General features: G+C 70.2%; 13 protein-coding genes and 1 pseudogene. 5 read left to right on the top strand and 9 right to left on the bottom strand.

What is annotated here, in order from left to right; genetic code table 11:
- Window positions 1-8 precede the first annotated feature (8 nt).
- Window positions 9-1,202, bottom strand: a complete 1,194-nt coding sequence (locus ABZV38_RS17680; RefSeq protein ID WP_356327969.1) for an argininosuccinate synthase — start codon at window positions 1,200-1,202, stop codon at window positions 9-11.
- A 196-nt stretch (window positions 1,203-1,398) separates the two neighbouring features.
- On the opposite strand from ABZV38_RS17680, the gene ABZV38_RS17675 reads away from it, so the two are divergent.
- Together ABZV38_RS17675 and ABZV38_RS17670 are read left to right on the top strand one after the other, a co-directional pair.
- Window positions 1,399-1,989: a pyridoxamine 5'-phosphate oxidase family protein gene (locus tag ABZV38_RS17675; RefSeq protein WP_356327968.1), complete on the top strand. Its 591-nt coding sequence runs from the start codon at window positions 1,399-1,401 to the stop codon at window positions 1,987-1,989.
- A gap of 64 nt (window positions 1,990-2,053) precedes the next feature.
- The gene (locus tag ABZV38_RS17670; RefSeq protein WP_356327966.1) at window positions 2,054-2,755 is read left to right on the top strand and encodes a L,D-transpeptidase family protein; all 702 of its coding nucleotides are present in this window, start codon (window positions 2,054-2,056) and stop codon (window positions 2,753-2,755) included.
- A 17-nt stretch (window positions 2,756-2,772) separates the two neighbouring features.
- Here the strand turns inward: ABZV38_RS17670 and ABZV38_RS17665 are convergent, their stop codons facing one another.
- From ABZV38_RS17665 to ABZV38_RS17640, 6 genes are all read right to left on the bottom strand, one after another.
- A complete protein-coding gene (locus tag ABZV38_RS17665; RefSeq protein WP_356327964.1) occupies window positions 2,773-3,309 on the bottom strand; it encodes an arginine repressor in 537 nt (178 codons plus the stop codon).
- Between the two features lie 10 nt (window positions 3,310-3,319).
- Window positions 3,320-4,531, bottom strand: a complete 1,212-nt coding sequence (locus ABZV38_RS17660; RefSeq protein ID WP_356327963.1) for an acetylornithine transaminase — start codon at window positions 4,529-4,531, stop codon at window positions 3,320-3,322.
- The gene (gene argB, locus ABZV38_RS17655) at window positions 4,528-5,439 is read right to left on the bottom strand and encodes an acetylglutamate kinase (protein WP_356327961.1); all 912 of its coding nucleotides are present in this window, start codon (window positions 5,437-5,439) and stop codon (window positions 4,528-4,530) included. The genes ABZV38_RS17660 and argB overlap by 4 nt, the downstream gene beginning before the upstream one ends.
- Window positions 5,436-6,590 carry a bifunctional glutamate N-acetyltransferase/amino-acid acetyltransferase ArgJ gene (gene argJ / locus ABZV38_RS17650; RefSeq protein ID WP_356327959.1) on the bottom strand — a complete coding sequence of 385 codons (1,155 nt, stop codon included), beginning with the start codon at window positions 6,588-6,590 and terminating at the stop codon, window positions 5,436-5,438. The genes argB and argJ overlap by 4 nt, the downstream gene beginning before the upstream one ends.
- Window positions 6,587-7,615: an N-acetyl-gamma-glutamyl-phosphate reductase gene (argC, locus tag ABZV38_RS17645; protein WP_356327957.1), complete on the bottom strand. Its 1,029-nt coding sequence runs from the start codon at window positions 7,613-7,615 to the stop codon at window positions 6,587-6,589. The genes argJ and argC overlap by 4 nt, the downstream gene beginning before the upstream one ends.
- Before the next feature lie 259 nt (window positions 7,616-7,874).
- A complete protein-coding gene (locus tag ABZV38_RS17640) occupies window positions 7,875-8,450 on the bottom strand; it encodes a hypothetical protein (protein ID WP_356327955.1) in 576 nt (191 codons plus the stop codon).
- 313 nt (window positions 8,451-8,763) lie between these two features.
- Here ABZV38_RS17640 and ABZV38_RS17635 point away from each other — a divergent pair, with 313 nt between their 5' ends.
- The 3 genes from ABZV38_RS17635 to ABZV38_RS17625 all read left to right on the top strand — a co-directional run bounded on the left by ABZV38_RS17635 (window position 8,764) and on the right by ABZV38_RS17625 (window position 10,477).
- A complete protein-coding gene (locus tag ABZV38_RS17635) occupies window positions 8,764-9,261 on the top strand; it encodes a peptidylprolyl isomerase (protein ID WP_326602605.1) in 498 nt (165 codons plus the stop codon).
- A gap of 231 nt (window positions 9,262-9,492) precedes the next feature.
- Window positions 9,493-10,236, top strand: coding sequence for a Clp protease N-terminal domain-containing protein (locus ABZV38_RS17630; RefSeq protein WP_356327953.1), 744 nt, complete (start codon window positions 9,493-9,495; stop codon window positions 10,234-10,236).
- A gap of 49 nt (window positions 10,237-10,285) precedes the next feature.
- Window positions 10,286-10,477, top strand: coding sequence for a DUF1059 domain-containing protein (locus tag ABZV38_RS17625; RefSeq protein WP_356327952.1), 192 nt, complete (start codon window positions 10,286-10,288; stop codon window positions 10,475-10,477).
- 139 nt (window positions 10,478-10,616) lie between these two features.
- On the opposite strand, the gene ABZV38_RS17620 is transcribed toward ABZV38_RS17625, so the two are convergent.
- Both ABZV38_RS17620 and ABZV38_RS17615 read right to left on the bottom strand, forming a co-directional pair.
- Window positions 10,617-11,768, bottom strand: a complete 1,152-nt coding sequence (locus ABZV38_RS17620; RefSeq protein WP_356327950.1) for a serine hydrolase domain-containing protein — start codon at window positions 11,766-11,768, stop codon at window positions 10,617-10,619.
- A gap of 114 nt (window positions 11,769-11,882) precedes the next feature.
- A pseudogene (locus ABZV38_RS17615) lies at window positions 11,883-12,092 on the bottom strand (histidine phosphatase family protein); the annotation flags it as partial.
- Window positions 12,093-12,182: the final 90 nt, after the last annotated feature.

Below are 12,182 nucleotides of genomic sequence, written 5' to 3'. Positions count from 1 at the left end.
GGGTGGCGTCAGGCCAGGTCACGCTTGGCGGCGATCTTCGACGAGAGGCCGAAGATCTCGATGAAGCCCTGCGCCTTGGACTGGTCGAACGTGTCGCCCGAGTCGTAGGTGGCGAGGTTGAAGTCGTACAGCGACTCGCTGGACTTCCGGCCGGTGACGACGGCGCGGCCGGCGTGCAGCGTCATCCGGATGTCACCGGTGACGTGCTGGTTGGCCTCGTTGATGAAGCCGTCCAGGGCGCGCTTGAGCGGGGAGAACCACAGGCCGTCGTAGACCATCTCGCCCCAGCGCTGCTCGACCTGCCGCTTGTAGCGGGCCAGCTCGCGCTCGACGGTGACGTTCTCCAGCTCCTGGTGGGCGGTGATCAGTGCGATCGCGCCCGGGGCCTCGTACACCTCGCGGGACTTGATGCCGACGAGCCGGTCCTCGACCATGTCGATCCGGCCGATGCCCTGGGCGCCGGCCCGCTCGTTGAGCTGCTGGATCGCCTGGAGGACGGTGACGGGCCTGCCGTCGATGGCGACCGGAACGCCCTCCTTGAAGGAGATGACGACCTCGTCGGCCTCGCGCGGGGTGGCCGGGTTCTGGGTGTACTCGTAGATGTCCTCGATCGGGGCGTTCCAGATGTCCTCCAGGAAGCCCGTCTCGACGGCGCGCCCGAACACGTTCTGGTCGATGGAGTACGGGGACTTCTTCGTGGTCGCGATCGGGAGGTTCTTCTCCTCGCAGAAGGTGATCGCCTTGTCGCGGGTCATCGCGTAGTCACGGACCGGGGCGATGCACTTCAGGTCGGGGCCGAGCGCGGAGATGCCGGCCTCGAAGCGGACCTGGTCGTTGCCCTTGCCGGTGCACCCGTGGGCGACGATGCCGGCGTTGTGCTTGTTGGCGGCGGCGACGAGGTGCTTGACGATGGTCGGCCGGGAGAGCGCCGACACCAGCGGGTAGCGGTCCATGTAGAGGGCGTTGGCCTTGATCGCCGGGAGGCAGTACTCCTCGGCGAACTCGTCCTTGGCGTCCGCGACCTCGGCCTCGACGGCACCGCAGGCGAGCGCGCGCTTACGAATGACGTCCAGGTCCTCGCCGCCCTGGCCGACATCCACGGCAACGGCGATGACCTCGGCGCCCGTCTCCTCGGCGATCCAGCCGATGGCGACGGAGGTGTCCAGGCCGCCCGAGTAGGCGAGTACGACGCGCTCGGTCACGGGTTTCTCCTTACGGTGCATTCACTGGTGGGTATAACTATGCAGTCCTCCGTATGGTTTGTCAAAGTTGCTGGTTCGCGGGGCGCGTCCGGCGAACAAGACCGGCGCGGACCCGGTTCTGCACGACAGCGCACGGCCTCCGTCCCACCACCCGAAATACCCCGCCGCAGCGCGGGTTGGCCTCGATAATCGCCTCATGGGAAAGACATACGAACGTATCGACGGCCGGCTCAGGACCTTCATCGAAGAGCAGCACATCTTTTTCACCGCGACCGCGCCCCTGGACGGTGACGGCACGGTCAACCTCTCCCCCAAGGGTGTCAGCGGCTCCTTCGCGGTCGTCGACGAGCGGACCGTGGCCTATCTGGACTTCGCCGGGAGCAACGCGGAGACCGTGGCCCATCTCCGTGAGAACGGCCGCATCACCCTGATGTGGTGTGCCTTCCAGGGGCCGCCGAACATCGTGCGGGTGCACGGCCGCGGTGAGCCGGTCTTCCGTGACGATCCGCGGTTCTCCGGGCTGCTCGGCCATTTTCCCGTCGACCCCGCCCCGCACGGGCTCCGCGCGATCATCGTGGTGACGGCCGAGCTGATCCGGGACACCTGCGGATTCGCGGTGCCGTACATGTCCTACGAGGAGGACCGGCCGCTGCACGCCCAGCGCTTCGCGCGCGAGGACGACGCCTCGCTCAGCGAGTACTTCGACAAGAAGGAGCACATCGCGACGAGCATCGACGGGCTGCCGGGACTCCCGCTTCCGCTGCCCGTGATGCCCACGGCAGGCTGAGCCCTTGGACCGAACGGAGTACGTGCGGGGGTGGGCCGGCGCCGTCCGGTCTACGGTCCGGTCCATGCGCATATCTCTGGTGACCGGTTCGGTTCTGCTCGCCCTCGTGGGTTCGACGGCGGCCCGCCCCGCCGACGCGTACCCGCTCCCGGAGCGGCTGGCCGACACGGGCGGCGGCTCGCAGCTGATCACGGCCGAGGCCCCCGGCACGGGATCCACCACGGGCACTGTCAGCTGGTGGGACCTGCGGTCGGGGAAGTGGGTACGGGCCGGGTCCGCGTCGGCCCGGTTCGGAGCGAAGGGGCTGACCGAGGGGGACCGGCGGGTCCAGGGCACGAACACCACCCCCACCGGTCTGTACGACCTGCCGTACGCCTTCGGCGTCAAGGCGGCGCCGGCCGGGAACCGCTATCCGTACCGCAAGGCCGGCGACCGGTCGTGGTGGTGTCAGGACAACGCGGCGCGCGCCTACAACCGCTGGGTGGAACCGCTGCCCGCGGACTGCCGGGCCGGCGAGGCCGAGCATCTGGTCGCGTACCCGAAGCAGTACGCCCGCGCACTGGTCATCGGGTTCAACTACGACCGGCCGGTGCACGGGCGGGGTGCGGGGATATTCCTGCATGTGAACGGGAGCGGTGCGACCGCCGGCTGTGTCTCCGTACCCGCGGCGGCGATGGACCGGATCCTGGCCTGGGCGGACCCGGCCCGCCGTCCCCACATCGCGATCGGGACCCGCTCGGGCGCGACCGCGATCACCCGTTACTGATCCGTCTCTCCGGGCCGTCAGCGACTGTTCTGCGCCAGCCGCAGCATGTGGTCGGCGAGCGCCTGACCGCCTGCCGGGTCGCGGCTGATCAGCATCAGCGTGTCGTCGCCCGCGATGGTGCCGAGGACGTCGTGCAGTTCCGCCTGGTCGATGGCCGAGGCCAGGAACTGGGCCGCGCCCGGGGGCGTACGCAGCACCACGAGGTTGGCCGAGGCCTCCGCCGAGATGAGCAGCTCCGAGGAGAGGCGCCGCATCCGCTCCTCCTTGGCGGACTCGCCGAGCGGCGCCTGCGGGGTGCGGAAGCCGCCCTCGCTCGGCACGGCGTAGATCAGCTCGCCGCCGGTGTTGCGGATCTTCACCGCGCCCAGTTCATCCAGATCGCGGGAGAGCGTCGCCTGGGTGACGCTCAGTCCGTCGTCGGCCAGGAGCTTCGCCAGCTGGCTCTGCGAGCGCACCGGCAGCCGGTTCAGGATGTCCACGATCCGGCGGTGGCGGGCCGTGCGGGTCTGCGGCACGGACGGCCCGCCGAACTCGGATTCCTGCGCCTCGGTCATCGTCGTCGCCTCATTCTCCGGAGCGCTTCTCTCCGGATTGTCCGTCCCCGTGTGCCGCGTCGAGAGCGCCGGGCAGTGCCTCCAGGAACGCGTTCACCTCTGCGTCACCGATGATCAGCGGCGGCATGAGCCGTACGACATCGGGGGCGGGCACGTTCACCAGGAGTCCGGCTCCCTGAGCCGCCTGTTGCACCTGAGGCGCAAGGGGCTCGGTGAGCACGATACCCAGCAACAGACCCGAGCCACGGACGTGGGAGACCAACGGATGCCCCAGGCCCTCGACACCGTCCCGGATCCTCTCGCCGAGCCGCTTCACCCGGTCAAGGGCGCCGTCGGCGGCGAGGGTGTCCAGAACGGCGAGACCGGCGGCGCAGGCGATCGGGTTGCCGCCGAACGTCGTGCCGTGCTGGCCGGGCTTCAGCAGGTCGGCCGTCGCGCCGAAGGCGACGGTGGCGCCGATCGGCAGCCCGCCGCCGAGCCCCTTGGCAAGGGTGACGATGTCGGGCTCGACGCCCTGGTGGGCCTGGTGCTCGAACCACTGGCCGCACCGGCCGATACCGGTCTGCACCTCGTCGAGGACGAGCAGGGTGCCGGTGGCCCGAGTGATCTCCCGGGCGGCCTCCAGATAGCCCTTGGGCGGGACGACCACACCGTTCTCACCCTGGATGGGCTCGATGATCACCAACGCGGTGTCGGTGGTCACCGCGGCCCGGAGGGCGTCGGCATCGCCGTACGGCACATGCGTGACGTCACCCGGCAGCGGAAGGAAGGGTCCGCGCTTGTTCGGCTGGCCGGTGAGGGCGAGCGCGCCCATGGTCCGGCCGTGGAAGCCGCCGTCGGTGGCGACCATATGGGTCCGCCCGGTGAGCCGGCCGATCTTGAAGGCGGCCTCGTTGGCCTCGGCGCCCGAGTTGGAGAAATAGACGCGGCCGGTCCGGCCGAAGAGCTGGAGGAGCCGTTCGGCCAGCGCGACGGGCGGTTCGGCGATGAAGAGGTTGGAGACATGGCCCAGTGAAGCGATCTGGGTGGAGACCGCCTCGACGACGGCGGGGTGGGCGTGGCCCAGCGCGTTCACCGCGATGCCGCCGACGAAGTCGAGGTACTCGGTCCCGTCGGCGTCCCACACCCGGGCGCCCTCGCCGCGGACCAGGGAGAGCTGCGGGGTGCCGTAGTTGTCCATGAGCGAGCCCTGCCAGCGCTGCGAAAGCTCGGCGTTGGTCATGCTTCCCCCTGTGCGTCGGGTGCGTCGGGCACGACCATCGTGCCGATGCCTTCGTCGGTGAAGATCTCCAGCAGGATCGAGTGCTGGACCCGTCCGTCGATCACACGGGCGGTCTCGACACCGTTGCGTACGGCGTGCAGGCAGCCCTGCATCTTCGGGACCATGCCGCTGGACAGCTCCGGCAGCAGCTTCTCCAGCTCGGTCGCGGTGAGCCTGCTGATCACGTCGTCGCTGTTGGGCCAGTCCTCGTAGAGGCCCTCGACGTCGGTGAGGACCATCAGCGTCTCGGCGTTCAGCGCGGCGGCGAGTGCGGCGGCCGCGGTGTCGGCGTTGACGTTGTAGACGTGGTTGTCGTCGGCGGAGCGCGCGATGGAGGAGACGACCGGGATCCGGCCGTCGTCGAGCAGCGCCTGGATGGCCCCGGTGTCGATCGCGGTGATCTCGCCGACCCGGCCGATGTCGACGAGTTCACCGTCGATGGTGGGGCGGTGCTGGGTGGCGGTGATGGTGTGGGCGTCCTCGCCGGTCATGCCGACGGCGAGCGGGCCGTGCTGGTTGAGCAGGCCGACGAGCTCGCGCTGGACCTGTCCGGCCAGCACCATCCGTACGACGTCCATCGCCTCGGGCGTGGTGACGCGCAGCCCGGCCTTGAACTCGCTGACCAGACCCTGCTTGTCGAGCTGGGCGCTGATCTGCGGGCCGCCGCCGTGCACGACAACGGGCTTGAGGCCGGCCTGCCGCAGGAAGACGACGTCCTGGGCGAAGGCCGCCTTCAGCTCCTCGTCGATCATGGCGTTCCCACCGAACTTGATGACGACCGTCTTACCGTTGTGCCGGGTGAGCCAGGGCAGCGCCTCGATGAGGATCTCCGCCTTCGGGAGTGCGGTGTGTTTCCGCGCCGCACTCATGAGCTGTACGCACTGTTCTCGTGGACGTAGTCCGCGGTGAGGTCGTTGGCCCAGATGACGGCCGACTCGGATCCGGCGGCGAGGTCGGCGGTGATCTCCACCTCGCGGTACCGCATGTCAACGAGGTCGCGGTCCTCGCCGACGCCGCCGTTCTTGCAGACCCAGACGCCGTTGATGGCGACATTCAGCTGGTCGGGCTCGAAGGCTGCCTTCGTCGTGCCGATCGCGGAGAGGACCCGGCCCCAGTTGGGGTCCTCTCCGTGGATGGCGCACTTGAGGAGGTTGTTACGCGCGATGGAGCGGCCCACCTCGACGGCGTCGTCCTCGGTCGCAGCGTTGATGACCTCGATCCGGATGTCCTTCGAGGCACCCTCGGCGTCACCGATCAGCTGCCTGGCCAGGTCGGCGCAGACGGCCCGTACGGCCTCCGCGAACTCGTCCTGCTCCGGGGTGATGCCGCTCGCACCGGAGGCCAGCAGCAGCACGGTGTCGTTGGTGGACATGCAGCCGTCGGAGTCGACCCGGTCGAAGGTGGTGCGGGTGGCGGCGCGCAGTGCGGTGTCCAGCGCCGGGGCGTCGACATCGGCGTCGGTGGTGAGGACGACCAGCATGGTGGCAAGCCCCGGCGCGAGCATGCCCGCGCCCTTGGCCATCCCGCCGACGGTCCAGCCCGCGCCGCCCGCGACGGCGGTCTTGTGGACGGTGTCCGTGGTCTTGATCGCGATGGCGGCCTTCTCGCCGCCGTGCTCGCTCAGCGCCGCGGCGGCGGTCTCGATGCCGGGCAGCAGCTTGTCCATCGGAAGCAGCGTGCCGATCAGCCCGGTCGAGGCGACGGCGATCTCACCGGCGCTGTGGCCGATGAGGACCTCGGCGGCCTTCTCGGCGGTGGCGTGGGTGTCCTGGAAGCCCTGCGGGCCCGTACAGGCGTTGGCGCCACCGGAGTTGAGAACGACGGCGGTGACTTCGCCGCCCTTGAGGACCTGCTCCGACCAGAGGACGGGGGCGGCCTTCACGCGGTTGGAGGTGAAGACTCCCGCGGCGGCGCGGCGCGGGCCGTTGTTGACCACGAGGGCCAGATCCGGGTTGCCGCTCTCCTTGATCCCCGCGGCGATACCCGCCGCTGAGAACCCCTGTGCTGCCGTGACGCTCACGGTGCCACTCCGATCGTGGAAAGACCAGTGTCCTCGGGAAGTCCGAGGGCGATGTTCATGCTCTGCAGGGCGCCGCCGGCGGTGCCCTTGGCGAGGTTGTCGATGGCGCTGATGACGATGATCCGGCCTGCCGCCTCGTCGTAGGCGACCTGGATCTGTACGGCGTTGGAACCGTAGACGGACGCTGTGGCGGGCCACTGCCCCTCGGGGAGCAGGTCGACGAACGGCTCCTCGGCGAACGCCTTCTCATACACGGCACGGACGGACTCGGCGCTCACCCCCGGCTTCGCCTTCGCGCTGCAGGTGGCGAGGATGCCGCGGGGCATCGGCGCGAGCGTCGGCGTGAAGGAGACCGTGACCGGTTCGCCGGCCGCGGCGCTGAGGTTCTGGATCATCTCGGGGGTGTGCCGGTGCACACCGCCGACGCCGTACGGGGACATGTTGCCCATCACCTCGGAACCGAGCAGATGCGGCTTGGCCGCCTTGCCCGCCCCGGAGGTACCGGACGCGGCGACGATCACGGCCTCGGGCTCGGCCAGCTGGGCCGCGTACGCCGGGAAGAGTGCGAGGGAGACGGCCGTCGGGTAGCAGCCGGGCACCGCGATCCGCTTGGACCCCGCCAGCGCCGCGCGGGCACCGGGCAGTTCGGGCAGACCGTAGGGCCAGGTCCCGGCGTGCGACGACCCGTAGAACTTCTCCCAGTCGGCGGCGTCCTTCAGCCGGAAGTCGGCGCCCATGTCGACGACGAGCACCTCGTCACCGAGCTGCTGCGCGACGGCGGCGGACTGCCCGTGCGGCAGGGCGAGAAAGACGACGTCGTGCCCGGTGAGGACCTCGGTGGTGGTCGGCTGCAGCACCCGGTCGGCGAGCGGCCGCAGATGGGGCTGCAAGGCGCCGAGCTTCTGCCCCGCGTTGGTGTTGCCGGTGAGGGCACCGATCCGGACCTCGGGATGAACCAGCAGCAGACGGAGCAGCTCCCCGCCGGCGTATCCGCTTGCTCCTGCTACCGCTGCACGTACCGGCATCGAAATCCTCCTCGTCGATGGCATGACTATACGCATCGCTGCAGTTTTATGCAAAGCTATTCGCGGCGACGAAGACAGGTGGTGTGGGAGGACTGGCGGAAAGGCAGGGTTGACGGAACGGCCGGAGCTGCTGAGCCGGTGGGACGCACGCCGAGGCTGGATCAGCAGCGGCCTCGACGGTCCGGACACCACCGCGGTCACCTTCTCGTACCTGCCCGGACTCGCAGCCGGAAAGCCGGACGTGGCCGGCGGCTCGGCGTCACGCGATCGACGGGTCCGACTCCTCCTGCACGGTCCAGGACAAGCCTTCGGGCAGCGACCGGGTCGCCTCTGCCATACCGCGGAGCGCGAGGACGACCAGGGCCGCCGCCGCTGAAACGCACAGGAGCCAGCCGAGCAGGGCCGGCAGCCGGTCGGGGCCGATGTACAGGACCGGTGCGGCGAGCAGGGCGGCGAGCAGGGCACCACCGAGTATCCGGGTGTGCACGGATGCGGCGAACTTGGCGGTGCGGGGCGGGCGCCGGACCGCGCGGTCGGACGACGGGGGGCGGGTTCCGGTCAGGTACGGGCGCGCCTCGTCACGAGCGGGCAGCGGGAGCCGGTGCGGGAGCGGCGGCCGCCCTCCCGCGATGGACGGCGCGGCGCCGAGCGGCGGCGCCGCACGGCAGGCGAGCGCCCAGGCTCCGGCGGTGACGGCAGCCGCTCCGAGCGCCCCGATCATGTCCCAGCGCGGGGCGGGCGCGTCGTGGCGTACGAAGACCAGGGACAGGGCCACAGCGGCGCAGACCCGAGCGGTGCTGCCGAGGGCCCGGGTGATGAGGGTGGAGCGTCGCATGGGCGTCCTTGACCGGTGAGGTGGAGCCGGGGTGGGGCACCGTCTCGCGGGGCTGGGTGTGCACGTACCGCTCGCTTCCGCGGTGGGACGCGGGAGAGGGGGGCGATGGCCGTGCGCGACGTATCAGTGTGGACTGCGATCCGGACGGAGGCAAAGGGGCGCCGTGCAACCATTTCCGATGCGACATCAGCCCGTTGCGCCGTCCCCGCGCGCAGGGATTCTGCCTGCGGTCCACCCGGCCGCCTCGGGGCGATCGGACGCTCGGGCCACCCCGTGCGGTGGTGACCGACAGCCCGGATGTCAGGATGGAACCATGACGACCAAGGTTTTTTTCGACATCACCATCAATGACGAGCCCGCCGGGCGGATCACGTTCAACCTGTTCGACGACGTGGTCCCGAAGACGACGGAGAACTTCCGCGCGCTGGCGACCGGCGAGAAGGGCTTCGGCTACAAGGGCTCCTCCTTCCACCGGGTCATCCCCGACTTCATGCTCCAGGGCGGCGACTTCACCAGCGGCGACGGCCGCGGCGGCAAGAGCATCTACGGCGAGAAGTTCGCCGACGAGAACTTCAAGCTCACACACACCAAGCCCGGTCTGCTCTCGATGGCCAACGCGGGCCCGAACAGCAACGGATCACAGTTCTTCATCACCACGATCGTGACGTCGTGGCTGGACGGCAAGCACGTCGTGTTCGGCGAGGTCGACGGCCAGGAGAGCATGGACCTGGTCAAGAAGATCGAGAGCTACGGCTCGCAGAGCGGCAAGACCCGGGCGAAGGTCACCATCGCCGACTGCGGCGTCCTCTGACCGTACGAGGGACTCGCGGGCGCACCTGAGGCGCCTGGCCGGGATGGAGAGCTACGACTCCCGGCCCCCTCCGGACGCGACACCGCCCCTTTCCTTCCGACCCGCACCCGAGCGCGTCGGGCCGGCCACCCGCCGGTCCGGCGCGCTCTGTGCGTCTCGGTACTCTCCGCCCCTTCGTTGCAGCGTCAACCGTAGGTTGACACTGCAAGACTGTCAACCTACGGTTGACGCATGACGAATCCCGTACGCATGACGAACCCGGTCCGGCTCGACGACTTGATCGAGGCCATCAAGAACGTCCACTCCGACGCTCTTGAGCAGCTCACGGACGCGGTCATCGCCGCCGACCACCTCGGTGACGTGGCCGACCATCTGATCGGCCACTTCGTCGACCAGGCCCGGCGCTCCGGGGCCTCCTGGACGGAGATCGGCAAGAGCATGGGGGTCACCCGGCAGGCGGCCCAGAAGCGCTTCGTCGCCAAGGACCCGGGCGAACCGTCGGACCTCGACCCCAGCCAGGGGTTCAGCCGGTTCACCCCGCGGGCGCGGAACGTCGTGATGGCCGCGCAGAACGAGGCCCGTACCGCCGGGAACAACGAGATCCTGCCCGCACATCTGGCGCTCGGGCTGCTCAGCGAGCCGGACGGGCTCGCCGCGGCGTTCATCAAGGCGCAGGGCGTCCCGCTGGACTCCGTCCGCCAGGCCGCCACCGCGGCGCTGCCGCCCGCGGCCGACGAGCTCCCGGAGCTCATCCCCTACGACGCCGGGGCCCGCAAGGTGCTGGAACTGACGTTCCGGGAGGCCCTGCGGATGGGGCACAACTACGTGGGCACGGAGCACATCCTGCTCGCACTGCTGGAGCACGAGGACGGTTCGGGCGTGCTGAGCGGGCTGGGCATCGACAAGGCGACCGCGGAGACCGGCATCGCCGAGGCCGTCACGCTCGCTGCTGCCGCCGCACGCCAGAAGGACTGACCCGGCGCGAGCGGCCGCAATAGAGTGGAAGGGAGCAAGGAGGTGCCTCATGCGGAAGGTCACCGACTGCCGGGAGTACCCCAGCGAGACGAAATGCGCCCTTGCCCTCTCCGGTGAGCCGGAGGAAGTGGACCGCGCCACCAGTGACCTGGCCATATCGGTACACGGTCATGCAGATGGCCAGGAAATCCGGGAGCAGATCGGGGCCGGACTGCGGGACGAGCCCACACAGCTCGCCTGAACCGCACCCGGCACCCCATACAGACACACACGCGGGTCCGCCGCGGCACACGGCTCTTCGTGGCCGGCGCCGAGGCTCGAGTGGCCGCCGACCGTGACGTGAGCTTGCGGCCGGGCCGGGGCCCGGCCGCACCCACGCGTCAGAGCGCCTCGTACACCGCCTCGATCAGCGCCATCTTGCGCGGGTCGTCGGCGATGCGCGGTCCCATCCGGTTCATGACGTACCCCAGGGCGACACCTGCCTCCGGGTCGGCGAGGCCGCAGGAGCCGCCCGCGCCGTCGTGGCCGAAGGCGCGCGGGTTGGGGCCGTACGAACCCTGGGGGCCGCTCAGCCACAGGCCGAGGGCGATCTCCGTCTCGTGGTCGAAGCCGATGCCGAGGACCAGGTCCCGGCAGCTGCCCTGGCCCTCGCGGGCACGCTCGGCCGCCTCCTCGGAGAGGATCCGCCGGTCGCCGAGCCGGCCCCGTCCGGCGAAGATCCCGTGCAGCGCGGCGACGGCCCTGGCGGTGCCGTGGCCGTTGGCTGCGGGGATCTCGGCGGCCCGCCACCCGGGCGTGTTGGCTGCGGCCGCACCGGTGGGCGGGTTGAGCAGTGAGGCGACGGCCACCGGTGCCATCCGGGCGAACAGCGCCGCCTGCTCGCCCGCAGCAGCCTTCGGCACGACGAGCTCCGCGACACGGTCGGCCTCCTTCTCCGGCAGGCCGATGGTGAAGTCGATGCCGAGCGGTCCGGTGACCTCCTGCCGGAGGAACTCGCCCGGCAGCAGTCCGGTGATCCGGCGGACGACCTCACCGACCAGGAAGCCGTACGAGAGCGCGTGATATCCGGACCGGGTTCCGGGTTCCCACCAGGGCCCGGTCGCCGCCAGCCGGGTGGTGGTCACCTCCCAGTCGTACAGCTCGGCCAGACTGTGGGGCTCGCGCAGCCCGGCCACGCCCGAACGGTGCGAGAGCAGATGGCGTACGAGAACGGCTTCCTTGCCGGCCGCCGCGAATTCCGGCCAGTACGTGGCGACGGGGGCGTCGAAGTCGAGCAGTCCCCGGTCGGCCAGGATGTGGGCGCAGAGCGCGGTCGGGCCCTTGCTGGTGGACCAGACGTTGACCAGGGTCTCCCGCTCCCAGGGGCGGGTACGTGCCTCGTCGGCCCAGCCGCCCCAGAGGTCGGCCACGGGTTCCCCGTCGACCAGGACGGTGACGGCCGCGCCGAGTTCGTCGCGCTCCAGGAAGTTCGCTTCGAATGCGGTGCGCACACCTGAGAATCGGTCGTCGCAGTGGCCGTGGATCTGCGGCACGGTGGCCTCCCTCGCCTGGGCATGCCTGGTGGTACAGGGTCGATGCGCAACATACCGACTGGTCGGACCGGCGGGAAGACGTCGCGCACCCTCCTGGCGGGACGATTCATCCGGTCAGCGGGGGCCTGTTTCGAGGCGCAGGCTCCAGCGGCCCGGCAGGCCGGTGAGCGTGACCGTGGAGAGCGGGCGGACGTCGACGTTCCAGTACGTCGACGGCGGCGCCCCCAACGCGTAGACGAGGGCGGCCCGGACGACGGCCGGCTCCGCGACGGCGACGATCGAACCCTCCCGGGCGGGGCGGGTGTCCAGCCAGCCCCCTACCTGAGTTCCACAGTTGGCGGTGCCGACTAGGGCACGAATATGTAGGTTGACCTGCGGATATGCCTGTGGGCACGCCGAAGTGGCGTGTCACTA

It is taken from the genome of Streptomyces sp. NPDC005181 (assembly GCF_040608395.1).
Taxonomy (GTDB): Bacteria; Actinomycetota; Actinomycetes; order Streptomycetales; family Streptomycetaceae; genus Streptomyces.
This window is presented reverse-complemented; position numbering and strand designations above follow the sequence as displayed.

Coding starts and splice junctions, on each gene's coding strand:
- ABZV38_RS17640 (WP_356327955.1), bottom strand. CDS start 8,450: ATGCGACGCTCCACCCTCATCACCCGGGCCCTCGGCAGCACCGCTCGG.
- argB (WP_356327961.1), bottom strand. CDS start 5,439: ATGAGTGCGGCGCGGAAACACACCGCACTCCCGAAGGCGGAGATCCTC.
- ABZV38_RS17675 (WP_356327968.1), top strand. CDS start 1,399: ATGGGAAAGACATACGAACGTATCGACGGCCGGCTCAGGACCTTCATC.
- ABZV38_RS17670 (WP_356327966.1), top strand. CDS start 2,054: ATGCGCATATCTCTGGTGACCGGTTCGGTTCTGCTCGCCCTCGTGGGT.
- ABZV38_RS17660 (WP_356327963.1), bottom strand. CDS start 4,531: ATGACCAACGCCGAGCTTTCGCAGCGCTGGCAGGGCTCGCTCATGGAC.
- ABZV38_RS17625 (WP_356327952.1), top strand. CDS start 10,286: ATGCGGAAGGTCACCGACTGCCGGGAGTACCCCAGCGAGACGAAATGC.
- argC (WP_356327957.1), bottom strand. CDS start 7,615: ATGCCGGTACGTGCAGCGGTAGCAGGAGCAAGCGGATACGCCGGCGGG.
- ABZV38_RS17635 (WP_326602605.1), top strand. CDS start 8,764: ATGACGACCAAGGTTTTTTTCGACATCACCATCAATGACGAGCCCGCC.
- ABZV38_RS17665 (WP_356327964.1), bottom strand. CDS start 3,309: ATGACCGAGGCGCAGGAATCCGAGTTCGGCGGGCCGTCCGTGCCGCAG.
- ABZV38_RS17630 (WP_356327953.1), top strand. CDS start 9,493: ATGACGAATCCCGTACGCATGACGAACCCGGTCCGGCTCGACGACTTG.